Origin of the sequence: Tabrizicola sp., from assembly GCF_022842145.1 — a bacterium.
Classification (GTDB): Bacteria; Pseudomonadota; Alphaproteobacteria; order Rhodobacterales; family Rhodobacteraceae; genus Tabrizicola.
This window is the reverse complement of sequence record NZ_JALHQD010000003.1, coordinates 163,192-185,650: the sequence shown is the minus strand read 5'-3', so window position 1 is coordinate 185,650 and position 22,459 is coordinate 163,192. Positions and strand designations below refer to the sequence as shown.

The window sequence follows — 22,459 nt, the reverse complement described above, 5'->3', positions numbered from 1 at the left end:
GCTCCATTTGATAACCGCAGCCTGTTTCAGGACGCGATCTCGAAAGTCGGAGCATAGTCCACCGGGAAATTCACCGACCGCGCGATGAAGCAGACCTCGTGGATCCGGTGGTGGACCGCCTCCGCCGCCACAAGATCAGTTCCCGGAGCCACCCCGACATGCGGCCGCAGCGTCACCTTCACGAACCGCCCCGCCCCACCGCGCCCGACCTCGCCGACCCCGACCGGCGCATCGGTGTAGGACGTCACCACGATCCCCGCATCCGCGGCATAGTGCAGGTACCAAAGCATGTGGCAGGCCGAGAGCGCGGACAACAGAAGGTCCTCCGGGTTCATCTTGCCCGGATCACCGCCCAGAAGCGGGTCGTTCGAGCAGTGCACGACAGCCTTCCCCGGCACCGCGATGTCCCAGGTCCGGTCATACCCCTTGTAATGCGCCGTCCCCTCGCCCCGGTTGCCAGTCCAAAGGATGCGGGTAGTGTAGTCGTGGTTGGGCATGGTTGGCTCCCGAATTCGGTGGGCGTCAAAGGCGGTATCCGCCCGAGACCTCAAGTACTTGACCAGTGATGAATCCGGCCTCATCGCCAGCCAGGAACCGGACGGCGCGGGCAACGTCCAGCGGTGTTCCAATGCGACCAAGTGCAGTGTCATTGACGAAAAGCTGTGTGAGTTCAGGCGAACGCGGCGCTTCAGGCAGGTTGGTGGCGCCCGGAGCCACCGCATTCACCCGAATTCCCCGAGGACCAAGCTCTTTGGCCATCCCACGCGTCCACAAGTTCAGCGCTGCCTTGCTAGCGCCATAGATCGCGGCCCCGCGTGGCGGCAAAACTGCATTTCCTGAAGAGATGTTGACGATTGATGAACCGGATCTCAGGTGCGGCAGAGCGGCAGCAAGCAACATTCCCGGGGCCAGCAGGTTGATGTCAAGCATGGCACGCAAGGCACTGACATCAAAGCTGTCAGGCGCAGAAGGGGCAACGGCACCGGCATTGTTGATGATAACGTCAAGACGGCCAAACCGCGCCATAACCTGTTCCATGATTTCTGACCCAACGTTGGCGTTGGTCAGATCGGCCCTGATTATCAGGATGCTGTCCGAAAACTCGGCAGGTTCGGACGTCAGCCATGTGATCGCCACATGGTGATCACGCGCCAGATCAAGCGCAATTGCCCGCCCGATCCCACGCGAACCACCCGTGACCAGAGCAACTTTCTTCATTCCGGACATTCTCCGCAGCCTTTTCATAGGCTAGGCACGGTAAGTGTGCGTGTCCAGCACGCCGCTTTACTTCCCCTTCCAGACCGGCTCTCGCTTCTCCGCAAACGCCTTCGCCCCCTCCAGCTGGTCCTCGGACGAATAAAGCCGGTCCACCGTCGGCATCTGCCGCTTGGTGACCCGGTTCAGCGCGTCCTGGAAGCGCATAGCCTCCGCTTCGCGGACCACTTCCTTGATCGCCGCATAGACCAGCGGCGGCCCGCTTTCCAAAAGCCGCGCCAGGTCCCAGGCCTTGCCCAGCAACTCGTCCGGCGCGCAGATCTCCTTGATCAGGCCCCAGCGATGCGCCTCCTCGGCATCGAACCAGCGCCCCGTAAGAAGCAGGTCCATCGCCACGTGATACGGAATGCGCTTGGGCAGCTTGATGCTGGCCGCGTCCGCCACGGTGCCAGACCGGATTTCCGGCAAGGCGAAGGTCGCGTTGGTGGAACACAGGATCAGGTCCGCCGACAGCGCCAGTTCCAGCCCGCCACCGCAGCAGATGCCCTGCACCGCGGCAATCACCGGCTTGTTGAGGTTCGGCAACTCCTGCAACCCGCCGAAACCGCCTACGCCGTAGTCGCCGTCCACCGCATCGCCCTCGGCCGCCGCCTTCAGGTCCCAACCGGGGCAGAAGAACTTCTCCCCCGCCGCGCGCAGGATGCAGACCCGCAAACTGTCGTCATCGCGGAAATCCCGGAACACCAGCCCCATCACACGGCTGGTCTTGAGGCTGATCGCATTCGCCTTCGGCGCGTCGAGCGTGACTTCCAGGATCGCCCCTTCCCGCCGCGTAAGTATCGGCCCCTCGGACCGCATTTGCATCGCCATCATATCCTCCTGACCAACGCATCCACCGCCACGGCGCCCTGTTCGCGCACCATGACCGGATTGATTTCTATCTCTTCCAGACCCTCGTCCGCCAGCATCAGCGCCTCCAGCCGCACCGCCATTGCCGCGACCGCCACCATGTCCGCCTTCGCCCGCCCCCGGTATCCATCCAGCAAGGGCCAAAGCCGCAAGCCCCGCGCCGCTTCCAGAACATGAGCCTCGCTCACCGGCAGCACCATCGTCACCGTGTCCGCCAGCACCTCGGCCGTCACCCCGCCCATGCCCAGCGTCAGCGTCACCCCGTAGACCGGGTCGCGCCGCAGGCCGATCAGCACCTCGGCCACCGCCCCGGTCACCATCTCCTCGACCAGATACCCGGTCGCACCCGGCATCTCGGCCTGCCCCTCCAGCGCGGCAAGCCCCAGACGCACCGCACCGGCCTCGGTCTTGTGCGAAAAGCCAAGGCCCTTCAGCACATAGGGCGCGCCGAAACGCACCCTCCCCGCGACCTCGGCAATCGTCGCCCCGGTGACAGAGCCCGGCACCGCGACACCCGCCGCCGCAAGCAAAGCCTTCCCCTCCGCCTCCGACAGCATCCGCGTCTCGCGGGGGGGCAGCGCCACCACCGGCCGCCATCCCGCAACACCCGGAGCGGTCTGGGCCGCACGGATCGCCGCCAGCGCCGTCTCCAGCCCCAGAAGCGCGCAGACGCCTTCCGCCATCATAGACTGCACCCGGCCTTCGCCGAAGTTCTCGGCCATCGAGGCGACCGGAAAAGCGATTTTCCCGGTCGCCTTCTGCGCATCGATGATGGCGCGGAAGGCGGGATCATAGCCCGACGGATCGCAGCGATCGTCCCGGGGGGCGTCAATGATGTAGATGCCGGCGTCATAGGCCTCCAGCATCGCGGTGAAAACCTCGGTGGTCTTGGGGCCATCGCCCCAGATGAAGGTATGGTAATCCAAGGGGTTGGAGATCGTGGGGATCTCTCCCAGCACGGCAAACAACCGGTCATGCGTCGCCTGCGGCACCGGCGGAAACGCGAGCCCGAAAGGTGCGGCCAGATCCGCAACCAGCCCCGCCTCGCCGCCGGAACAGGACAGCGAACACAGCCGCCGCCCGATCTGCGGCCCGTGGACATGAAAGATCTTCAGGGCCTCGACCAGTTCGGATGGGCTGTCCACTTCCGCCACCCCGATCTGGCGCAGAAAGGCGCTGGACGCCGCCCCCCCGCCCGCCAGCGAGGCCGTGTGCGAGGCCGCAGCGGTCCGCGAAAGCTCGGTCTTCCCGGACTTGATCGCGACAACCCCCTTGCCCATCGCCCGCGCCTTCTCGGCCAAAGCGGCAAAGGCCGGGGCGTCATCGATCCCCTCGATGTATAGGCCGACGGCCGTAACCCGCGGATCGTCCAACAGGGCGCCGGTCAGTTCGGCCAGACCCACCACGGCCGCATTACCCAGACAGGCGACATAGGCGACCGGCAGGCCGCGCTGCTGCATGCCAAGATTGATCACGATGTTGGACGACTGGCTGACCAGCGCCACCCCGCTGGAAACCGGAACCCCGCCATGCTGATCCGGCCAGAGCAGCGCGCCGTCAAGGTAGTTGATCACCCCATAGCAGTTCGGGCCGAGGATCGGCATCTCCCCCGCCGCAGCGACCAGCTTGTCCTGCAGCCCCGGCTCCCCCGCCTCGGTCCAGCCCGAGGCGAAACAGATCGCCCCCCCCGCCCCCATCGCGGCCAGCTCGGCCACCACATCAATGGTGGCAAAGCGGTTCACCCCGATGAAGACCGCGTCGGGTGGCTCTGGCAGGTCGGCGAGCGAGGCATAAGCCCTCAGCCCGCCGATCTCGGACTTGGTCGGATGCACCGGCCAGACCGGGCCCTTGAAGCCCATCTTGGCGCACTGCTCGATGACATTCAGCGCCCAGCCGGCACCAAGTACGGCGATGTGGCGCGGGCGAAGCAGGCGGTCAAGGCGCGTCATTTGCGGCCTCCGGCCCGGCCGGATCCGCCGGGGGCGCTGCCCCCGGACCCCCGGGATATTTTCAGACAGATGAAATGGAGGGAATGGCTCCCTGCCCCGGCGGGCCGAGGCAGGATTTCACCTGTCGCGGTCATCGGCGTCCCCGCCTGTACCGCCCGATCACTCTTGCAGGCCAAGGTTAACAAACCCTTTCATCTGTCCTCAAATATCCCACGGGGGTGCGGGGGTGTGAAACCCCCGCTGCCGACGGCTCAGCCCCCGACCGCCCTCAGCAATTCGCGACTGATGATGTGCCGCTGGATTTCCGAGGTACCCTCCCAGATCCGCTCCACGCGTGAGTCCCGCCAGATCCGCTCCAGAGGCAGCTCGTCCATCAGCCCCATGCCGCCATGAATCTGGATCGCCTCATCCGCGACCATGGCCAGCACTTCGGTCGCCTTCAGCTTGGCCATCGACATGTCGGCCTCGGTCACCGTCCCCTGGTCGTATTTCCACGCGGCTTCCCGCGTTAGAAGCTCGGCCGCCTTCAGCTCCATCGCCATGTCGGCCAGCTTGAACGACACCCCCTGGAACTTGCCGATCGCCTGCCCGAACTGCTTGCGCTCTGCCGCATAGGCAATCGCGTGACCCAAGGCCCGCTCCGCCCGGCCAAGGCAGGTCGAAGCCACCTGCAACCGGGTCGCACCCAGCCAGGAATTCGCCACCTCGAAGCCCTTGTGGACCTCCCCCAGCACGTTCGCCGCAGGCACCCGGCAATCGTCGAACTCCAGCACCGCGTTCGTGTAGCCCCGGTGGCTGACGTTCCGATACCCCTCGCGCACAGTGAACCCGGGCGTTCCCTTGTCGACGAAGAACGCCGTGATCAGCTTTTTCGGGCCGCGCGACGTCTGTTCCTCTCCGGTTGCCATGAACACGATCGCAAACCCCGCCAGATCGGCGTGGCTGATGAAATGCTTCGTCCCGTTCAGCACCCAATCGCCGCCGTCCGGGCGGGCCGAGGCCTTCATCCCCCGCAGATCCGACCCCGCGCCGGGTTCGGTCATCGCCAGGCAATCCCAGGTCTCTCCCCGGATGCAGGGCATCAGATACCGCTCCCGCTGCTCGGCATTACCCGCCAGCAGGATGTTCGACGGCCGCGCCACGCAGGTCCAGTGCAGCGCATAGTTCGCCCGGCCCAGTTCCTTTTCGTAAAGCAGCCACGACAAGGTATCGAGCCCCGCGCCGCCGACCTCGACCGGCATGTTGGCCGCGTAAAGCCCCGCGGCGATGGCCTTTTGCTGGATCTCGCGGATCAGCTCGACCGGCAGGACGCCCGTGCGTTCCACCGCAAGTTCGTGCGGATAAAGCTCGGTCTCCACGAAGGCCCGCGTCGTGTCGACGATCATCCGCTGTTCTTCGGTCAGTCCGAAATCCATCGCTTATCCCTTCTTTTGCCCGACCGCCCGGCCCGCGCCATCCGGCATGGGCAGTTCGGCGTGGGCATTCGCCAGTGTCTCCAGTTTCTTCCAGACCTCGGGCGCGGCCGGAACGGACTTGCCGACCTTCATGTCGACGTGGAGGTAGAGCTGCTCCACCGTGGCGACGCAGGTGTCGCCGACCATGAGCCGCACGGAGTGGCGGAAGCGCTTCTCGTCGGCGCTGATCATCTGCAACTCGCCACGGATCTGGTCGCCGAGCTTGGCTTCGGCCAGGTGGCGGATATGGGTTTCGGCGGCGTAGTAGCTGTGACCGGCTTCGACGTAATCCATGCCTGCGCCGATCATCCGCAGGAAGTTGTCGACGGTTTCCGAGCAGGCGAAGAGGTAGCGGCTCTCGGTCATGTGGCCATTGTAGTCGATCCAGCCCGGCAGGACCTGGCCCTGCCACATCACCAGCGGCGCCGGCTTCGCCGAGGTGTCGAGGCCCGTCTGCATCTGCGCGAGGAAGGCGGCGGCGCGGCGTTCGTCATGTTCCTTCAGGACCTTGCCCGCGCCCCAGTTCCGATCCTTGAGCGACCGCAAGAACCCCACGAGGTTCCGGTCGCGGATGCGCTCCAGCTCGCGGATCGTGTACATCCCGGACTGCGCGTCGGACTGGTTGGCCACCAGGTCCACCAGTTCCTCGTTGAACTCGGGCACATCCATCAGCTTGGTCCAGGGCCATTTCAGCGCCGGGCCGAACTGCGCCATGAAGTGCCGCATCCCCGCCTCGCCGCCCGCAATTCGGTAGGTCTCGAAAAGGCCCATTTGCCCCCAGCGCAGGCCAAAGCCCATGCGGATCGCCTCGTCGATCTCCTCGGTGGTGGCGATGCCGTCCTTCAGCATCCACAACGCCTCGCGCCAGACGGCTTCCAGAAAGCGGTTGCCGATGAAGGCGTCGATCTCGTGCCGGATCACCAGGGGGAACATCCCGATGTCCTTCATGATCTGCACGGTCTTTTCCACCACCTCGACCGGGTTCCGGTCCGATCCCGACACCTCGGACAAGGGAAGCAGGTAGACCGGGTTGAACGGATGCGCGACGATGATGTTCTGCGGCGCGGGCGACCCTTTCTGCAGGTCGCTGGCCTTGAACCCGCTGGTCGAGGACCCGATCAGCACGCCCGGATTGGCCTGTTGCAACTGGGCATAGACCTTGTGCTTCAGCTCGATCCGCTCGCTGACCGACTCCTGCACATATTCCGCGCCCTCGACCGCCTCGCCGATGGTGCCGTGGAAGGTCAGCTTCCCCTCCGGCGGCATCGGGACGTCCGACAGCGCAGGCAGCGCGGCCCGTGCATTCGACATCACCGCCGCAATCTTCCGCTCGGCTTCGGGGTCGGGGTCGAAGACGCCAACATCCCAGCCGTTCAGCAGGAACCGCGCGGCCCAACCGCCGCCGATCACTCCGCCCCCGATGATTGCCGCTTTCCTGTTCATCTTTCCGTCCCCTATCATGTCCTCACACCCCCGCCCCCGGCTTGCGGTAGGTGCAGGCAAACCTGTCATCGATGGGCGAGATCGGTCCGACCCGCCCGCCATCCCTTTCGCACCGCGCGATCTCGACCGGCGTCTGGGCTATGGCACGGGCGAGGCACACCTCAACCCGTTTGCCGCTCACCAGAGGCGCCGGGCTGTCGCAGTCGACCACCCCCAAAGACACCCCGGCCGGCGTGACCCAGACCGGCTCCGGGGTACAGGCCGACAGCGCCAGCGCCGCGATCAGCGCGAACGACCTCATCCAGCCCGCCCGGCCGCAAGGGCGGGGTCGGTCAGCGGCACCCGCTCACCGGACCGGATCACGGCCGGATCATAGGCCTTGCGGGCAAAGACCTCGCGCACCAGGGGCGCGAAGTCTGCGACCGACATCATCGGATAGGCGGGATCGAAGCTGGACTGGTCCCAGGCTTCGCAGAACTGGGCGCAGTCGTCATAATAGGCATGGCCCTTGAAACGGTCGCGGGCATGCTGGTTCCCGCCAACGTGGTGGGCGTAGTAGAGCCGCTGGAAATCGCCGTGCTTTTCCACCACCCAGGTCACCTGTTCCCGGACGAAGGGCTTCAGGATCGCGGCGGCGTATTCGTCGTGATTGTAGGGCGCATAGATGTCGCCGATGTCATGCAGCAGGGCCGCGACCACCCAGTCGGTATCCGCCCCTGCCCGCCAGGCGCGGGTCGCCGCCTGCAAGGAATGGCCCAGCCGGGTGACCTGATAGCCCGACAGGCTTTCATCCAGCTCGACCAGTGCCGTCAGCAGCCGATCCGCCGTCCCCGCGGCATAGTCCCGCTCATGCACGTCCAGCATGGCGTAATCGGCGGCATCGCCGTCCTTCATCGCCGTGAACTTGACCTTGTCCATCCTTACCCCCTGCCTTTGCGGCTTAGCTTGTCCAGATCATCCAGAAGATCGCGCCCAACCAGATAAGCGCCCCCAGCACCGTGGCCACGGCTGCCCGGCCCCCGGTCCATCCGCGCCACAGCACCAGCGCGCGGACCGCAAGGCCCAGCGTGAAAACCCCCGCGACCGAAAGGACGAGCAGCGCCGCCACCCCCGCCCCAAGCCCGTCGGTCTGACGTTCGACCCAGCCGAACCACAGCGCAAGTCCGGCCACTGCCCCAAGTGCCGCAAGCCCCGCCAGCCAGCGCCAGTTGGGCATCAGGACGGGGGTGACGTACCCAGCCGCCATGATCGCCAGCACGGTCAGCAGGACGTCCAAGGCCGATCATTTCGTGACCGGCGCCCGCTTTTCCAGCTTCAGCCGCGCCCGGACCTCGGCGGGGGTGATCACCCGCGCACCCAGGTTCTCGACGATGGTCGCCGCACGTTCCACCAGCTGGGCGTTGGTCGCAAGGACGCCCTTTTCCAGCCAGAGGTTGTCCTCCAACCCGACCCGCACGTTGCCGCCCGCAATCGTGGCCGCGGCGACATAGGCCATCTCGTTGCGGCCCAGTCCAAAGGCGCTGAAATGCCAGCCGGCGGGGACGTTGTTCACCATCGCCATGAAGGTGTTCAGGTCGTCCGGGGCACCCCACGGTACGCCCATGCAAAGCTGCACCAGCACGGGTTCCGGGATCACGCCCTCCTTCACCAGCTCTTTCGCCAGCCACAGATGGCCAGTGTCGAAAGCCTCGATCTCGATCCTGACACCCGCCGCCGTCATCCGCTTCGCCATGTCGCGCAGCATGCCGGGCGTGTTGACCATCACGTAGTCGGCCTCGTTGAAGTTCATTGTGCCGCAGTCCAGCGTGCAGATTTCCGGGCGGCATTCGACGATATGCGCCACCCGCTCTTCGGCACCGCACATGTCGGACCTTGCGGCCATCGTCGTCATCGTTTCGGTATCGTCGAAATACATGTCGCCGCCCATCCCGGCGGTCAGGTTCAGCACCACGTCGGTGTCGCTGTCGCGGATGCGGTCGGTGACCTCGCGGTAGTATTCCAGCTTGCGGGACGGCTTGCCCGTCTCGGGGTCGCGCACATGGCAATGCACCACCGCCGCGCCCGCCTTGGCCGCCGCGATGGCGCTTTCGGCGATCTGCTTGGGGCTGCGCGGAACATGGGGGGACCGGTCCTGCGTGCCACCGGAACCGGTCACCGCGCAGGTGATGAAGACTTCCTTGTTCATGTTGAGCGGCATCGGGTTCCCTCCAAAGGCTTTCCCCACACCATAGCCCCCTTGCCAGCCCACGCTTTGCGTTTTACGAAATCTTCATGACGGAAAGTGCCATCTTCCAACCCGCGCGCGATCCCCTGACCATCGCGCTTCTGGTCCTGCCGCAGGCCTCGATACTGGAGGTCGCCTCGGCCCTTGACCCCTTGCGCAACGCCAACCGCCAACTCGGCCACGAAGCTTACCGCTGGCGCGTCGTCTCGCCCGACGGCGCACCCGTGCCCCTGACCTGCGGGATCGAGCTTCCTTCCTCCGGCCCCCTCTCCCACGCCACCGGTGCCGACGCCCTGATCGTCATCGCCGGCTACCGTCTGGCCGAGGTCGCGACGCGCCCGCTGATCCGCGACCTTCGCCGCATCGCGCCCCGCTTCGCGCTCGTCGGTGGCATCGACGCCGCCCCCTGGGTCCTGGCCCGCGCCGGTCTCCTCGACGGCCACCGCGCCACCGTCCACTGGGAGGATCTCGAGGACCTCGCCGCCGCCCATCCGCATGTCGATGTCGTGCCCGACCGCTTCGTCATCGACCGCAACCGGGTGACCATTGCAGGCGCAGCACCGGCCGCCGATTTCATGCTGCACCTGATCCGCGCCCGCCACGGTGCCGCCCTTGCGCGTCAGGTCGCCGCCAGCTTCCTGGCCACGGTCCGCCACGGCCACGAGCCGCAGATCGCGGACGCACAGGACCCGACCCTCGACCCGCGCGTGGCCCAGGCACTTGCTCGGATGGAGGCGCGGATTGACGCCCCGGAACCTGCGGCCACCACTGCCAATGCGGTCGGCGTTTCCCCGCGCCGCCTGGAAACGCTGTTCCGGACCGCGCTGGGAACCACGCCCGCCGCCCATGCCCTGGATCTTCGCTTGCAGGCCGCGCGCCGGATGCTGACCGACACCCGCCACCCCGTCGCCGAGGTCGCGCTCCGCACCGGATTCTCCAGCCCATCCACCCTGTCCCGCGCCTTTCGCGCCCGCTTCGGCCAGCCGCCGGGCAGCCTGCGCCGCTAGGACTCCTCCCGGTCGAATTCGCCGCGGTCCTGCACGACCCTGCGCAGCGGAGTAAGCAGGATCAGCGTCAGCACCGTGACCAGGCTGAGGATCACCGCAATGTCCAGTTGCCCATACCCCACGGCCGCGCCGATGGCCCCGGTGGCCCAGAGGCTTGCCGCCGTCGCCGTACCCCTGGCCTGGTCGCCCTGCTTCAGGATGGCGCCCCCGCCAATGAAGCCGATCCCGGTCATCAGGCCTTCCAGGATACGCGAATGCTCGCCCGAGTTCGGCCCGATCACGTCCAGCGCCACCATGACGAAGCCGCAGGATGCGATGGCAACCAGGGGAAAGGTCCGCAGCCCGGCGCTGCGTTCCTCCCGCTCCCGGTTCCAGCCGATGGGCAGCGCCAGCAGATAGGCCACCCCCAGGGTGATCAGGTTCGACAGGGCCGCATCGAGGTCCCAGCTGTGAAAGATGTCCAAGCAAGCTCTCCCGTCACCCGGCGTCACGCCGGCTCAAGCAAACCCCGGCCCTTCAGCAACGGTTCCACGCCCGGCATCCGGCCCCGGAATTTCAGGTACAGAGCCTCGGCATCTTCAGAGCCGCCCGCCGACAGGATGAACTTCTCCAGCCGCGCCGCCGTGGCCGGATCAAACGCATCACCCGCCTCCTCGAAGGCCGCGAAGGCGTCGGCGTCCATCACTTCGGACCACATATAGCTGTAGTACCCGCTGGAATAGCCGTCGCCGCTGAACACATGCGCGAAATGCGGCGTCGCATGGCGCATCCGGATCGCGCGCGGCATCCCCAGGGCCTCCAGCACCTCCGCCTGCTTCTGCAAGGGATCCGCGGACGGCGCGCCGGTGTGGAACTCCAGGTCCACCATCGCGCTTGCGACGAACTCCACCGTGGCAAAGCCCTGGTCGTAGGTCCCGGCATCCAGAAGCCGCTTCAGCATGTCGGCGGGCATGGGCTCGCCGGTCACATGGTGCCGCGCATGCGCCTCAAGGACCGAGGGCACCTCCAGCCAATGCTCGTAAAGCTGGCTCGGTAGTTCCACGAAATCGCGCGCCACGGAGGTCCCGCTGATGAAGCCATACGTCACGTCGGACAGCATCTGATGCAGCGCATGGCCGAATTCGTGGAACAATGTCCGCGCGTCGTCATAGGACAGAAGGCACGGATCGCCCTTGGCGAAGTTGCACACGTTCACCACGATGGGCCGCTGCTCGCCGCCCAGCTTGCGCTGCGACCGCATCGCCGAACACCAGGCCCCCGACCGCTTCGATCCCCGCGCGAAGTAGTCGCCCAGGAAGACCGCGACGTGGTTGCCGCCGCGGGTCACCTCCCACCCCCGCACGTCGGGGTGATAGAACGGACCCGCAATCTCGCGGAATTCCAGCCCGAAAAGCCGGGTCGAACAGTCGAACATCGCTCCCAGCATGGCGTCCAGCGACAGGTATGGCTTCAGGACCGCCTCATCCAGATCATGCTCGGCGCGGCGACGCTTCTCGCTGTAATAGCGCCAGTCCCAGGGCTCCAGCGGCCCCGGATGCCCGTCCGCTTTCAGCATCGCCTCCAGCACCGCCGCATCCGCCAGCGCCTTGCCCCGCGCCGGCTGCCAGACCCGCATCAAGAGGTCGCGCACCGCAGCCGGAGTCTTCGCCATCTCCGGCTCCAGCTTGAAGGCGGCAAAGTCGGCATAGCCGAGAAGCTGCGCCCGCTCGTGCCGCAAAGCCAGGATTTCCGCCGCAACCGCCCGGTTGTCCGTCTCGCCCCCATTGGCCCCGCGCGCGACCCAGGCCTCATAGGCCTTCTCGCGCAGGGCACGGTTCGGGGAAAACTGCAGGACCGGCACGATCAGCGACCGGTTCAGCGTCACCACCGGCCCGGTGCCCTTTTCCGCTCCCGCCGCCTTGGCCGCGTCCTGGACGAAGCCCGGCAGGGCTGTGAAATCGGCCTCCGCCAATTCCATGAACCATGACCGCTCATCGGCCAGCAGGTTCTGCCCGAACGCCGTCCCCAGCACCGCCAGCCGCGACTTGACCGCTGTCAGCCGCTCTGCCGCCGCCCCCTCCAGCGCCGCGCCGGACCGCACGAACATCTGCCGGTATAGCTCCAGCACCCGCCCCTGTTCGGGCGTCAGACCCAAGGCTTCGCGCCCCTGCCACAAGGCGTCGATCTTCGCCCAAAGCGCCTTGTTGTTGGTGACCTCGCTGGAGAAAGCGCTCATTTTCGGCGCCAGTTCCCGCATCAGTGCCTCGCGCGCCTCGGTACTGTCGGCACCCGCCAGATTGTAGAACACCCCGGCCACCCGGTCGAGGTCGCCCTCGGCCAGCTCCAGCGCCTCGATCACCTCAGTGAAGGTTGTCCCCGGACCCTCCGCAATTGCCGCGATGTTCGCCCGTGCCCGCGCCAAAGCCTCGTCAAAGGCCGGACCGAAGTCCTCGTCCCGGATCGCCGCAAACGGAGGCAGTCCGAACGGAGTTTCCCACTTTTCCAGAAGCACGTTCATCGCAAATCTCCTTTGCCCGCCAAGCTAGGCGCGCGTCCGGACGAGGTCCACCCATGGCCTTTCACATTTGCCCAAATATCCTCCGGGGGTCTGGGGGTGGAAAACCCCCAGCGACCGAGGAGGAGGCGAAGCCCGACGACGAGACAAAGGACTTGCGGCGAATGCCGCTCCGCTCACGAACCGTCCCGCCCGCGCGACCGCATCCGGGCCTCGAACCGCCGCAACACCAGGCTCAGTCCGATGGTCATCACCAGGTACAGGAATGCGGCCACGTTGTAGGTCTCGAAATATCGGAAGTTTCCGGCCGCCGTGACCTTGGCCAGTTGCGCGACGTCCGAGATTCCCAGCACCGCCACCAGCGAGCTGTCTTTCACCATTGCCACAAAATCATTGCCCAAGGGCGGCAGGATCAGCCTAAAAGCCTGTGGAAATCGAACATGCCGGAACCTTTGCCAGCCGTTCAGACCCAGGGACTGCGCCGCCTCGATCTGGCCCTTGTCCACAGCCTGCAGCCCGGCCCGGAAGATCTCGGCCAGAAAAGCGGAATAGGCCAGCATCAGGGCCAGCACCGCTCGCCACAGCAACGGCACATCGCGGGTCCGCATGATCTCGTCGCCCGCCAGCGCATTCACCCCCGCGACCACGCCCGGCACCAGCACGAAGGCCACGTACAGCAGAAGGACGATGATCGGCACGCCCCGCATCACCTCGATGTAGAACCGCGCCACCTGCCGCAGGACCAGATACCGCGACAGCCCCATCATCGCGAGCCCCAGCCCGATGGCGCAGGCGCCCAGGTAGGCCACCACCGCGACGGTCAGCGTGATGACCAGCCCCTTCGACAACACCCGCAGCGCCGAGGCATAGACCTCATCCGCCAGCATCTCGTACAAAAGCCAAAGGCCGCTGACCACGAGGATCACCAGCCACCAGGGAAAGTCCTTGTCCGGATCGGCGTTCGGGGCCATCAGGTTGCCCCCGGCCTCGGGACCGGGGGCCGCCCTTCACTCACCCATCTTGTACTCGACGAACCACTTCTGGTTCAGCCCGTCCAGCGTGCCGTCCGCCTTCATCGACGCAATCGCCGCGTTCACGGGCGCGACCAGGTCCGACCCCTTGGGGAAGATGAACCCGAAATCCTCGGACGCCAGCGGCTCGCCGATGATCTTCAGCCCTCCATTCGACGCCTGCACATAGCCGTTCGCCGCCGTCGAATCCGACAGCGTCAGGTCCACATCGCCCGACTTCAGCGCCTCAAGCCCGGCCCCGAAGGTCTCGAACTTGATGACCCGAGGGTTCTCCTCGTTGCCGTCCAGGATATTGTAGATCGCCGCATAGAAGGGGGATGTGCCGGGCTGGGCCGAGACCAGCAGCTCCGGGATCGCCGCAAAGGACGCCGCATCGGTAAAGCGTTCCTCGTCGCCGCGCACGATCATAAGCATTTCCGACCGCATGTAGGGCTCCGAGAAGTCCACTTTCTCCTTGCGCTCGTCCTTGATGGTGATCCCGGTCATGCCAAGATCGTACTGGCCTTCCGACACCGCCGGGATCATCGCATCCCAGCTGGTGTTCTCATATTTCACGGTGATGTTCAGCCGCTTGGCGATCTCGGCCATCGCGTCATATTCCCAGCCCACGGCGGCGCCATCCTTGTCAAGGAACTGCAGCGGCGGATAGGCGTTCTCGGTCACGACGACGACCTCGCGGCCGCCAAGGTCCGGCAGGTCCTGCGCCAGGGCAGGCAGGGTCAGGGAAGCAAGGCCAAGCAGGGCAGCAGCGGTCAGTTTCATCGGTCAGTCTCCGGGGCTGATTGATCAAATCCCGACTATGCCACGGTCCCCTGCCGATGCAAGGCGCGACGCGGCCCTGTGCATCCGCGCACGCCAGCCCGCCCCGCGCGCGGAATTGCGCGGCCCGCCCCGATCCCCCATCTTCCTTCCAACCGGCGATGGAGACTGCAATGACCCGCATGCCCACCTATTTCATCAGCCACGGCGGCGGCCCCTGGCCCTGGATGCCCGACTGGCGCGCCATGTTCAAAAACCTGGAGGCCAGCTTCGTCCAGATGGTCAAGGACCTGCCCGAACGCCCCAAGGCGATCCTGATGATCTCGGGTCACTGGGAGGACGCAAGATTCGCCGTCATGTCCTCGGCCCACCCGCCGATGGTCTACGACTACTCCGGCTTTCCCCCCGAGACCTTCCAGATCCAGTACAAGGCCCCCGGCGCGCCCGACCTTGCGCAAAGGGCGCATGACCTGATCGCCGCCGCGGGCCTGCCGGTCCGGCTGGACCCCGAACAGGGCTATGATCATGGCACTTTCGTGCCCGCCTTCGTCATGTACCCCGACGCCAGCGTGCCGCTCTTCCAGGTTTCGCTCCGCAAGGGCTACTCCCCCGCCGAACACTTCGCCCTTGGCCGAGCCCTCGCACCCCTGCGCGACGAGGGTGTCCTCATCGTCGGCTCCGGCCTCTCCTACCACAACCTGCGCCTCTTCGGACCGGGGGCGAAGGTCCCCTCCGACGCCTTCGACGCCTGGCTGGCCCAGACGATGGCCGCCGCACCGGAAGACCGCACCAACCGCCTGATCCACTGGGAGGACGCCCCCTACGCGCGCACCTGCCACAAGGAGGAAGACCACTTCGTCCCCCTCTTCGCTGCCCTTGGCGCGGCCGAAGGCGAGACGGCAGAGATGGTCTATCACGACACCGGCCTGTTCGGCGGCGTCACCGCGTCAAGCTACCGGATCGGCTAGCGACGGTGGGCGCATTGCCCACCCTACCCTTGCGCCCACCCGCCGGCGCGGCGTCCTGCACCGCACCCGCGTAGGGTGGGCGCATCGCCCACCCTCCCCCTTCCCAAGCCCGGCGATCCGGTCCACCCTGCGCCCTGACGAAGGAGCGTTCATGGACCCCGCCACCCTCACCGCTTCAGCCCTCGCCCGCCTGATCCGCAACCGCGAGCTTTCCGCAGTCGAGGCTGCACAGGCCACCCTCGCCCGCATCGACCGGCTGAACCCCGGCCTCAACGCCATCGTGCAACGCATGGATGACCAAGCGCTGGCCGCCGCCCAGTCCATCGACGCAGCCCTTGCGCGCGGTGAGGACCCCGGCCCCCTCGCCGGCGTCCCCGTCACCGTGAAGGTCAACATCGACCAGCAGGGCCAGGCCACCACGAACGGCCTGCGCATCCAGTCCGACCTTGTCGCCACCGAGGACAGCCCGCCCGTCGCCAACCTCCGCCGCGCCGGGGCGGTGATCGTCGGCCGCACCAACACGCCCGCCTTCAGCTTGCGCTGGTTCACCCGCAACGCGCTCCACGGTGCCACGAAGAACCCCGCCTTCCCCGCCCTCACCCCCGGCGGATCGTCCGGAGGCGCCGCCTCCGCCACCGCCGCCGGTCTCGGGGCCATCGCCCACGGCACCGACATCGCAGGATCGATCCGCTACCCGGCCTATGCCTGCGGCATCCACGGCCTGCGCCCCGGCCTCGGCCGCGTCCCCGCCTTCAACGCCACCGCCGGTGACAGGTTGATCGGCGGGCAACTCATGGCCACCTCCGGCCCCCTCGCCCGCTCGGCCGCCGACCTGCGCCTAGGGCTACAGGCCCTCTCCCAGCCCGACCCGCGCGACCCCTGGCACACCGCCTACTCCCCCGCGCCCTACCCCAAACGCGCCGCCCTTGCCCTTACCCCCGACGGGTTGCAAACCGACCCCGCGATCCAGGCCGCCCTCACCGAAGCCGCCAAGACCCTAGAAGCCCAGGGCTGGGACATCGGCACCCCGACCCTGCCGCCCTTTCGCGAGGCGATGGAGCTGCAACTCACCCTCTGGCTCTCCGAATTCGGCCTGGGTGGCGCCGACGCCATCGCCCGCGAGGCCGACCCCGACGCGAGCTTCGTCCACGGCGAACTCACCAGACTCGCCCCCGCGCCCACCCTCGAAAGCTTCATGCGCGCGCTTCAATCCCGCGCCCGCCTCGCCCGCCTCTGGCGCGCCTTCTTCACCGACTGGCCGGTCCTCCTGACCCCCGTCTCGGGCGCACTCCCCTTCCCCGATCACTACGACACCAGCAGCCCCAACGCCTTCGCCAAGGTGATCGTGGCGCAAATGCCCCAGATCGCCCCGCCCTTCATGGGCCTACCCGGCCTCGCCCTCACCACCAGCCGCACCGCTACGCACCCCATCGGCATCCAGGCCCTCGCCGACCGCGGGAACGAGCACATCCTCCTCGACCTGGCCGACCTCCTCGCCCCCGAAATCCCTGCGATATCGTAGGGTGCGCTACAGCGCACCATTCCAACGCATCCAATTACGGTCGCCGGATGAAATCCCCGTGGCGTAAAGTCGCCCTCAAAGACCAGTCATTCGGATCAATCTTTGGCAGCAGCGCGGCTTCCGGGTAAGTCTCAAGCCACGGCAAAAGCGCATCCAACGCCCCCTCCGTCACCGCCTCCTCCGTGATCTCCAGCCTCACCGCCTGCAACCGCACCCCCTCGCCAAACACCGCCGCAAGGTCCTCCGGTTCCACCTCCCGCACCGTCTCCGGCTTGGTAATGTCCTCGAACGTCACCAGCATCGGCCACCGGTCCCTGGGGATATCCTTCGCCGGATCGCCTCTGCTTGCCTCGATCAAGCGCATCCGTGAAGTGAAGTTCCGCTCCACTGCGATCGGCGCAAAGGTGTCGCTCGCCCAACCGGCGCCATTGCTGACCAGCGCAAACAGATAGCGGCCCGCCGCGACCTCGACGAAAGCTGCCTCGCCGAAAAACGCGACGCCAATGCTGGGGGAGTCCATGAACAAACCAGGCCTCATCGTCACCCGCATCGAACTGACCGAGGACCCGGTGACTTCGCCCGAAGGCGTTTCCACGACCAGCGTCAGCTTCTGATGCCAGTCGAATGCCGGATAGGCGATCCGCCAAAGAAACCAGACGCCAAGCACAAGACCTGCAGCCCACAGGATCGGCTTTGGGATACGCATCACACTTCAGACCTCACAGTTCACCGTACCCTAAAACCCCGCCTTTCACCTGGCCCCAAATATCCCCGCCGGAGGCTCTCCGGAGCCGGTTGGCCGCAGGCCAGAGGCGAGACAAAAGGCGCGCGTCAGCGCTCAATTTCAATCCCGCCCCAACCCCGCGACCACGCCTAAGGCCCTCCAAACCACTCACCCTAATCCCTAACGCAACGTAAACGCCCACACTCAACCCCTTGATTCCAAAAGACCGAAAAACCTGTCCACGCGTGGGCACCCCTCAATGCGCCCCCCCGCAGACCTCACAATCCGCCCGCTTCTTCACCCCGATCACCCGGGTCTCCATATAGAGGGCATCGTGGATCATCAGCCGCCCCGCCAGCCCCTCACCGGCCCCCGTGACCCACTTCACCGCCTCCATCGCCATCATCGCCCCGATGACCCCCGGCAAGGGCGCCGCCACCCCCGCCTCGGCACAGGTCGGCACCAGACCAGGAGCAGGCTTCACCGGGAAGACGCAGGCATAGCACGGCCCTCCTTTCGCCGGGTCGAAGAGGCTGACCTGCCCCTCCCACTGCGTGATCGCCCCGCTGATCAGAGGAACCCCCGCCGCCACACAGGCCCGGTTGACCAGGTAGCGCGTGTCGAAATCGTCGGTCCCGTCCAGCACCAGATCGAACGCGCGAACCAGGTCCACCGCGATCTCCTCGGTCAGCCGCCGATGATAGGGCCGCACCTCGATGAACGGGTTCAAGGCCCGCATCGCGACCTCGGCGGAAAAAACCTTCGGCATCCCGATCCGCCCGTCGGTGTGGATCACCTGCCGCTGCAGGTTCGACCCCTCCACCACGTCGTCATCGATCACCCCGATCACCCCCACCCCCGCCGCCGCGAGATAGAGCAGGACCGGAGACCCCAGCCCCCCCGCCCCCACGACCAGCACGCGCGCCGCCTTCAACCGTTTCTGCCCTGGCCCCCCGATCTCGCGCAGGATGATGTGGCGGGCATAGCGGTCCAGCTCGACCTCGCGGAAGGTCCCCACCACAGGCGCGGCCACCGGCTCCTCGACCTTCCGCCGCCGCACGGCCCGCAGCACCTCGCGGTAGCCCAGCACGACCGCCGCCAGCAGGCCGAACACCGTCCAGCCCCTGAAATCACCACCGACGACCCGCGCCACGGGGTTCTCCACCGGTATCGGCAGATGGGCGACCATCAGGATCACCCACCAGCCCGCCGCCAGCCACCACCACCGCGTCCCCCAGTTCCGCCAGCGCCCGACCGCCCAGAGCCCGACGAAACCCAGCAGCCCGATCACGAGCGCAACCCGGTCGACCCGAACCCGCCCGCGCCCCGCTCTGTCTCGTCCAGCGCGTCCACCACCGCGAACCCAACCTGCACCACCGGCGCGACGACCACCTGAGCCACCCGGTCCCCGTGCCGCACCGTATATGGCTCGGTCCCCAGGTTGATCAGGGACACCCCGAGCGGCCCCCGGTAATCACTGTCGATGGTGCCCGGCGTATTGGGAAGCGTGATCCCATGCTTCGACGCCAGCCCGGACCGGGGGCGGACCTGCATCTCATAGCCCTCCGGGATCGCGACGCGCACGCCCGTGGGGCAGATCGCCCGCCCCATCGGTGCCAGCGTCAACCCCGCCTCGCGCCCAGCCTCGGGGAAGTTCGCGCAGAGGTCCGCCCCTGCCGCGCCCGCCGTCTGATAGGCGGGCAAGGGCAGGCTCCGGTCGGCCCAATCCTCCCACAGCACCTGCACCACCGGTCCCATCGCCCCGCCTTTCATCTTTGTCCAAATATCCCAGCCGGAGGCTCCGCACGAAGCCCCTAGCGCAGCGCCTCGGCAATCCGCGCCGCCAGCTTCCGCGCGACCTCGTCCTTGCCCATCCGGGGCCAGGTCTCGGCCCCTGTGTCCGAGATCAGCGTGACCGCGTTCTCCGACCCTCCCATGATGCCCGTTGCGGGCGAGACGTCGTTGGCGACGATCCAGTCGCAGCCCTTGCGGGCCCGCTTGGCGGTGGCGTGGGCCACCACATCCACCGTCTCGGCCGCAAAACCCACGACCAGCCGCGGCCGCCTTGCGCCCTTCGAGACCGCCGCCAGAATGTCCGGGTTCTCGGCGAACTCCAGCGCGGGGGCCTTGCCCGAGCCGTCCTTCTTCAGCTTCTGACCCGAGGCATTTGCCACCCGCCAATCCGCCACCGCCGCTGCCATCACCGCCGCATCGGCGGGCAGCGCCGCTTCGACGGCGACCGCCATTTCCCGCGCGGTTTCCACCCGGACGATCTCGACCCCGGCAGGAGGCGGCACCACTGCCGGCCCCGTGACGAAAGTCACCTGCGCGCCAAGGTCCCGAAGCGCCGCCGCCAGCGCCGCGCCCTGCGCGCCCGACGAGCGGTTGGCGATATATCGCACCGGGTCGATGGGTTCATGTGTCGGGCCCGAGGTGACGATCACATGCTTTCCCGCCAAAGGTCCCCCGCCAAGCGCCTGCGAAATCGCCTGAACGATGACCGCCGGTTCCGCCATCCGCCCCGGCCCATACTCGCCGCAGGCCATCTCGCCTTCGTCGGGGCCAACCATCAGCACCCCATCCGACCGCAGGACGCCAAGGTTCCGCTGCGTCGCCGGATGCTGCCACATCCGCACATTCATCGCCGGGGCCACCAGCACCCGCTTGTCCGTCGCCAGAAGCAGGGTCGAGGCCAGATCGTCCGCCCGCCCCGATGCCATCTTCGCCATCAGGTCCGCCGTCGCGGGGGCCACCACCAGGAGGTCAGCCGAACGGCTAAGCTCGATATGCCCCATCTCGGCCTCGGAGGTCAGGTCGAACAGCGCTTCGTGCACCTTCGACTTCGCCAGCGCCCCCACCGACAGCGGCGTCACGAACTCGGACCCTGCGCGGGTCAGCACCGGCGTGACCGAGCCGCCCGCCTTCTGGATCAGCCGGATCAGCTCCAGCGCCTTGTAGGCCGCGATCCCGCCGCCGATGATCAGAAGTATCCGCTTGCCAGCCAACATCGGCAGGTTCCCCTTCAAGGCCTGCCTCAAGGTGTAGGGGTGGACCCCGGCAAACTCAAGGTGCAGCCATCCGGTCGATCTCCTCGGCCACCAGCGCCTGCAGCCGCCACAGGCCCGCGTCGCGGATGCCACGTGCGTCCAGTTGCGTGACCGTGTTCAGAAGATACTCCGCCCCGGTCCCCCAATGGCCGCAGGCGCGGGCCAGCGTCCGGGCCACCTCCTCGGGGGGCAGGCGACGGGCGTAGTAGGGCGAGGCGCGGTTCATCACGAAGCCCAGCGCCTGCAACGGACCATCCGGCGTCTGCACTGTCAGCCAGCGCGGCATCGAGTTTATCGGCTTCACGGTGAACTCGCGCCGGAACAGCCGGTCCAGCTGCGTCGCGGGGTCCTCGGGCGGCAGTTCGTAGATCACGCCCCGGCATTGCCCGCCCCGGTCCAGCGCCATCATCAAGCCGGGCCGGTCGGGAGTGCCCCGAAAGCGGTGTGTGCGCAGACAGAAGGCCCGGTGCCAGCCCCGCGCCACGGCGGGCCGCTCGGCGCGATGCTCCAGCTCGGGTTTCCAGATCAACGAGCCATAGGCAAAAAGCTGGATCGGTCGGCCCAAGGCGGGATGGTCGCGCAAGATCCGCGCGACCCAATCGGCATAATCGGCATCGGTCTGCTGCTCCACACCCGGGGCGGGACCGGCATCCACGATAGCGCGATGGACGCGGGCGATATGGTCTGGAGTAAGCTTGGGCGGTCTGGTGACTTGCATCGTAGTCCCCGTTCTTGATCCGATGGTCCCACCAGTCGGGAGCTTCGGTCAAGCCGGGACGGTTGAAAACTGCATCGACCTAAACCAGAAAGTGCCGCACCTCGTGGGACTGGCCTTCCAGGCTTTTGCGCATCTTGGCGAAGGCCGCAGCTTCCAGCTGGCGCACACGTTCCTTCGACAGACCCAGCTCTTCGCCCAGGCTCTCCAGCGTCCGGCCCTCGTCCTTCAGCTTCCGTTCCGCGACGATGTAGCGCTCGCGGGGGTTCAGGCCCTGCATGGCCTTGACCAGCCAGTCCCGCAACCGCGCGCCGTCATGGGCGCCCTCGACCGCTTCGGCGGCCTGCACGCCATCATCCTCAAGCGCGTCGATCCATTCCCGGCCATCCTCGTCCGAGGACTGGGTCGCGTTCAGCGAATAGTCGCTGCCCGAAAGCCGACCCTCCATCATCTCGACGTCGTGGACCGGCACGCCGACTTCAGCCGCTACCATCTGGCGCAGCTGGTGCTGATCCAGCACCTCGCCGCGCTGGGATGCCTCGCGCTCCAGCTTGGCCTGCACCCGGCGCAGATTGAAGAACAGCGCCTTCTGGCTGGAGGTCGAACCCGTCCGCACCATCGACCAGTTGCGCATCACGTAATCCTGGATCGACGCCTTGATCCACCAGACCGCATAGGTCGAAAACCGCACGCCGCGTTCGGGGTCGAATTTGTCGGCCGCCTTCATCAGGCCCAGCGAAGCTTCCTGGATCAGATCGTTCATCGGAGCGCCATAGCGGCGGAATTTCGACGCCATGCTGATCGCCAACCGCATGTAGGCGGTGATCAGCCGGTGCAGCGCCCGCTCATCCCGATGGTCGCGCCAGGCGCGGGCCAGACGCAGCTCGGTCTCCGCGTCCAGAAGTTCGGCCTTCATCGCTTGGCGCGACACGCCGTGATCGCTATATCCGTCTAGTGCCATGACCACCTCCAGATTGTCGTGCCGCGGCGGTTCCGCC

General features: G+C 66.9%; 23 protein-coding genes. 3 read left to right on the top strand and 20 right to left on the bottom strand.

The window, feature by feature from the left end:
* Positions 1 to 26: 26 nt before the first annotated feature.
* The 10 genes from Q0C42_RS09070 to Q0C42_RS09025 all read right to left on the bottom strand — a co-directional run bounded on the left by Q0C42_RS09070 (position 27) and on the right by Q0C42_RS09025 (position 9,167).
* Complete coding sequence (locus Q0C42_RS09070) at positions 27 to 497, bottom strand: OsmC family protein (protein WP_295074516.1); 471 nt, start codon at positions 495 to 497, stop codon at positions 27 to 29.
* Positions 498 to 522: 25 nt separating this feature from the next.
* Positions 523 to 1,218, bottom strand: a complete 696-nt coding sequence (locus Q0C42_RS09065) for an SDR family NAD(P)-dependent oxidoreductase (protein WP_295074515.1) — start codon at positions 1,216 to 1,218, stop codon at positions 523 to 525.
* 66 nt (positions 1,219 to 1,284) lie between these two features.
* Positions 1,285 to 2,085, bottom strand: coding sequence for a carnitinyl-CoA dehydratase (locus tag Q0C42_RS09060; protein ID WP_295074514.1), 801 nt, complete (start codon positions 2,083 to 2,085; stop codon positions 1,285 to 1,287).
* The gene (locus tag Q0C42_RS09055) at positions 2,085 to 4,073 is read right to left on the bottom strand and encodes an acetate--CoA ligase family protein (RefSeq protein WP_295074513.1); all 1,989 of its coding nucleotides are present in this window, start codon (positions 4,071 to 4,073) and stop codon (positions 2,085 to 2,087) included. The genes Q0C42_RS09060 and Q0C42_RS09055 overlap by 1 nt, the downstream gene beginning before the upstream one ends.
* A 251-nt stretch (positions 4,074 to 4,324) precedes the next feature.
* Positions 4,325 to 5,488: an acyl-CoA dehydrogenase family protein gene (locus Q0C42_RS09050; protein WP_295074512.1), complete on the bottom strand. Its 1,164-nt coding sequence runs from the start codon at positions 5,486 to 5,488 to the stop codon at positions 4,325 to 4,327.
* 3 nt (positions 5,489 to 5,491) lie between these two features.
* Positions 5,492 to 6,970 (bottom strand): carnitine 3-dehydrogenase, encoded by a 1,479-nt coding sequence (locus Q0C42_RS09045; RefSeq protein WP_295074511.1) that lies wholly within the window; start codon positions 6,968 to 6,970, stop codon positions 5,492 to 5,494.
* 22 nt (positions 6,971 to 6,992) lie between these two features.
* Positions 6,993 to 7,271 (bottom strand): hypothetical protein, encoded by a 279-nt coding sequence (locus tag Q0C42_RS09040; RefSeq protein ID WP_295074510.1) that lies wholly within the window; start codon positions 7,269 to 7,271, stop codon positions 6,993 to 6,995.
* Positions 7,268 to 7,888, bottom strand: coding sequence for an HD domain-containing protein (locus Q0C42_RS09035; protein WP_295074509.1), 621 nt, complete (start codon positions 7,886 to 7,888; stop codon positions 7,268 to 7,270). The genes Q0C42_RS09040 and Q0C42_RS09035 overlap by 4 nt, the downstream gene beginning before the upstream one ends.
* Before the next feature lie 22 nt (positions 7,889 to 7,910).
* The gene (locus Q0C42_RS09030; protein WP_295074508.1) at positions 7,911 to 8,246 is read right to left on the bottom strand and encodes a hypothetical protein; all 336 of its coding nucleotides are present in this window, start codon (positions 8,244 to 8,246) and stop codon (positions 7,911 to 7,913) included.
* Between the two features lie 6 nt (positions 8,247 to 8,252).
* On the bottom strand, positions 8,253 to 9,167 hold the full coding sequence (locus Q0C42_RS09025) for a 3-keto-5-aminohexanoate cleavage protein (protein WP_295074507.1): 915 nt from the start codon (positions 9,165 to 9,167) through the stop codon (positions 8,253 to 8,255).
* A gap of 74 nt (positions 9,168 to 9,241) precedes the next feature.
* Between Q0C42_RS09025 and Q0C42_RS09020 the strand changes: the two genes are divergently transcribed.
* Positions 9,242 to 10,201: a GlxA family transcriptional regulator gene (locus Q0C42_RS09020; protein ID WP_295074506.1), complete on the top strand. Its 960-nt coding sequence runs from the start codon at positions 9,242 to 9,244 to the stop codon at positions 10,199 to 10,201.
* On the opposite strand, the gene Q0C42_RS09015 is transcribed toward Q0C42_RS09020, so the two are convergent.
* The 4 genes from Q0C42_RS09015 to Q0C42_RS09000 all read right to left on the bottom strand — a co-directional run bounded on the left by Q0C42_RS09015 (position 10,198) and on the right by Q0C42_RS09000 (position 14,488).
* A complete protein-coding gene (locus tag Q0C42_RS09015; RefSeq protein WP_295074505.1) occupies positions 10,198 to 10,665 on the bottom strand; it encodes an MgtC/SapB family protein in 468 nt (155 codons plus the stop codon). The two genes, Q0C42_RS09020 and Q0C42_RS09015, sit on opposite strands and share 4 nt — an antisense overlap.
* A gap of 23 nt (positions 10,666 to 10,688) precedes the next feature.
* Complete coding sequence (locus Q0C42_RS09010; RefSeq protein ID WP_295074504.1) at positions 10,689 to 12,698, bottom strand: M3 family metallopeptidase; 2,010 nt, start codon at positions 12,696 to 12,698, stop codon at positions 10,689 to 10,691.
* 173 nt (positions 12,699 to 12,871) lie between these two features.
* Positions 12,872 to 13,666, bottom strand: coding sequence for an amino acid ABC transporter permease (locus Q0C42_RS09005; protein ID WP_295074503.1), 795 nt, complete (start codon positions 13,664 to 13,666; stop codon positions 12,872 to 12,874).
* Between the two features lie 36 nt (positions 13,667 to 13,702).
* On the bottom strand, positions 13,703 to 14,488 hold the full coding sequence (locus Q0C42_RS09000; protein WP_295074502.1) for a transporter substrate-binding domain-containing protein: 786 nt from the start codon (positions 14,486 to 14,488) through the stop codon (positions 13,703 to 13,705).
* A gap of 170 nt (positions 14,489 to 14,658) precedes the next feature.
* Here Q0C42_RS09000 and Q0C42_RS08995 point away from each other — a divergent pair, with 170 nt between their 5' ends.
* Together Q0C42_RS08995 and Q0C42_RS08990 are read left to right on the top strand one after the other, a co-directional pair.
* Positions 14,659 to 15,453 carry a class III extradiol ring-cleavage dioxygenase gene (locus Q0C42_RS08995; RefSeq protein ID WP_295074501.1) on the top strand — a complete coding sequence of 265 codons (795 nt, stop codon included), beginning with the start codon at positions 14,659 to 14,661 and terminating at the stop codon, positions 15,451 to 15,453.
* Between the two features lie 151 nt (positions 15,454 to 15,604).
* A complete protein-coding gene (locus Q0C42_RS08990; protein ID WP_295074500.1) occupies positions 15,605 to 16,975 on the top strand; it encodes an amidase in 1,371 nt (456 codons plus the stop codon).
* A gap of 34 nt (positions 16,976 to 17,009) precedes the next feature.
* On the opposite strand, the gene Q0C42_RS08985 is transcribed toward Q0C42_RS08990, so the two are convergent.
* The 6 genes from Q0C42_RS08985 to Q0C42_RS08960 all read right to left on the bottom strand — a co-directional run bounded on the left by Q0C42_RS08985 (position 17,010) and on the right by Q0C42_RS08960 (position 22,422).
* Positions 17,010 to 17,495: a hypothetical protein gene (locus Q0C42_RS08985; protein WP_295074499.1), complete on the bottom strand. Its 486-nt coding sequence runs from the start codon at positions 17,493 to 17,495 to the stop codon at positions 17,010 to 17,012.
* Between the two features lie 460 nt (positions 17,496 to 17,955).
* A complete protein-coding gene (locus tag Q0C42_RS08980) occupies positions 17,956 to 18,990 on the bottom strand; it encodes a molybdopterin-synthase adenylyltransferase MoeB (protein WP_295074498.1) in 1,035 nt (344 codons plus the stop codon).
* Positions 18,987 to 19,457 carry a dUTP diphosphatase gene (dut, locus tag Q0C42_RS08975; protein ID WP_295075314.1) on the bottom strand — a complete coding sequence of 157 codons (471 nt, stop codon included), beginning with the start codon at positions 19,455 to 19,457 and terminating at the stop codon, positions 18,987 to 18,989. Before dut ends, Q0C42_RS08980 begins: the two co-directional genes overlap by 4 nt.
* Positions 19,458 to 19,513: 56 nt before the next feature.
* Positions 19,514 to 20,707: a bifunctional phosphopantothenoylcysteine decarboxylase/phosphopantothenate--cysteine ligase CoaBC gene (gene coaBC / locus Q0C42_RS08970; RefSeq protein ID WP_295074497.1), complete on the bottom strand. Its 1,194-nt coding sequence runs from the start codon at positions 20,705 to 20,707 to the stop codon at positions 19,514 to 19,516.
* A 55-nt stretch (positions 20,708 to 20,762) separates the two neighbouring features.
* Positions 20,763 to 21,464 carry a gamma-glutamylcyclotransferase gene (locus Q0C42_RS08965; protein WP_295074496.1) on the bottom strand — a complete coding sequence of 234 codons (702 nt, stop codon included), beginning with the start codon at positions 21,462 to 21,464 and terminating at the stop codon, positions 20,763 to 20,765.
* Positions 21,465 to 21,543: 79 nt separating this feature from the next.
* Positions 21,544 to 22,422, bottom strand: coding sequence for an RNA polymerase factor sigma-32 (locus tag Q0C42_RS08960; protein ID WP_295074495.1), 879 nt, complete (start codon positions 22,420 to 22,422; stop codon positions 21,544 to 21,546).
* Positions 22,423 to 22,459 lie beyond the last annotated feature (37 nt).

Excerpts from the sequence above, each read along its gene's own strand:
- Q0C42_RS09025 (WP_295074507.1), bottom strand. The coding sequence starts at position 9,167 with ATGCCGCTCAACATGAACAAGGAAGTCTTCATCACCTGCGCGGTGACC.
- Q0C42_RS09035 (WP_295074509.1), bottom strand. The coding sequence starts at position 7,888 with ATGGACAAGGTCAAGTTCACGGCGATGAAGGACGGCGATGCCGCCGAT.
- Q0C42_RS09060 (WP_295074514.1), bottom strand. The coding sequence starts at position 2,085 with ATGGCGATGCAAATGCGGTCCGAGGGGCCGATACTTACGCGGCGGGAA.
- Q0C42_RS09005 (WP_295074503.1), bottom strand. The coding sequence starts at position 13,666 with ATGGCCCCGAACGCCGATCCGGACAAGGACTTTCCCTGGTGGCTGGTG.
- Q0C42_RS09055 (WP_295074513.1), bottom strand. The coding sequence starts at position 4,073 with ATGACGCGCCTTGACCGCCTGCTTCGCCCGCGCCACATCGCCGTACTT.
- Q0C42_RS09000 (WP_295074502.1), bottom strand. The coding sequence starts at position 14,488 with ATGAAACTGACCGCTGCTGCCCTGCTTGGCCTTGCTTCCCTGACCCTG.
- Q0C42_RS09070 (WP_295074516.1), bottom strand. The coding sequence starts at position 497 with ATGCCCAACCACGACTACACTACCCGCATCCTTTGGACTGGCAACCGG.
- Q0C42_RS08990 (WP_295074500.1), top strand. The coding sequence starts at position 15,605 with ATGGACCCCGCCACCCTCACCGCTTCAGCCCTCGCCCGCCTGATCCGC.
- Q0C42_RS08965 (WP_295074496.1), bottom strand. The coding sequence starts at position 21,464 with ATGCAAGTCACCAGACCGCCCAAGCTTACTCCAGACCATATCGCCCGC.
- Q0C42_RS09010 (WP_295074504.1), bottom strand. The coding sequence starts at position 12,698 with ATGAACGTGCTTCTGGAAAAGTGGGAAACTCCGTTCGGACTGCCTCCG.
- Q0C42_RS09020 (WP_295074506.1), top strand. The coding sequence starts at position 9,242 with ATGACGGAAAGTGCCATCTTCCAACCCGCGCGCGATCCCCTGACCATC.
- Q0C42_RS09040 (WP_295074510.1), bottom strand. The coding sequence starts at position 7,271 with ATGAGGTCGTTCGCGCTGATCGCGGCGCTGGCGCTGTCGGCCTGTACC.
- Q0C42_RS09045 (WP_295074511.1), bottom strand. The coding sequence starts at position 6,970 with ATGAACAGGAAAGCGGCAATCATCGGGGGCGGAGTGATCGGCGGCGGT.
- coaBC (WP_295074497.1), bottom strand. The coding sequence starts at position 20,707 with ATGTTGGCTGGCAAGCGGATACTTCTGATCATCGGCGGCGGGATCGCG.
- dut (WP_295075314.1), bottom strand. The coding sequence starts at position 19,457 with ATGGGACCGGTGGTGCAGGTGCTGTGGGAGGATTGGGCCGACCGGAGC.
- Q0C42_RS09065 (WP_295074515.1), bottom strand. The coding sequence starts at position 1,218 with ATGAAGAAAGTTGCTCTGGTCACGGGTGGTTCGCGTGGGATCGGGCGG.
- Q0C42_RS08960 (WP_295074495.1), bottom strand. The coding sequence starts at position 22,422 with ATGGCACTAGACGGATATAGCGATCACGGCGTGTCGCGCCAAGCGATG.
- Q0C42_RS09050 (WP_295074512.1), bottom strand. The coding sequence starts at position 5,488 with ATGGATTTCGGACTGACCGAAGAACAGCGGATGATCGTCGACACGACG.
- Q0C42_RS08995 (WP_295074501.1), top strand. The coding sequence starts at position 14,659 with ATGACCCGCATGCCCACCTATTTCATCAGCCACGGCGGCGGCCCCTGG.
- Q0C42_RS08985 (WP_295074499.1), bottom strand. The coding sequence starts at position 17,495 with ATGGACTCCCCCAGCATTGGCGTCGCGTTTTTCGGCGAGGCAGCTTTC.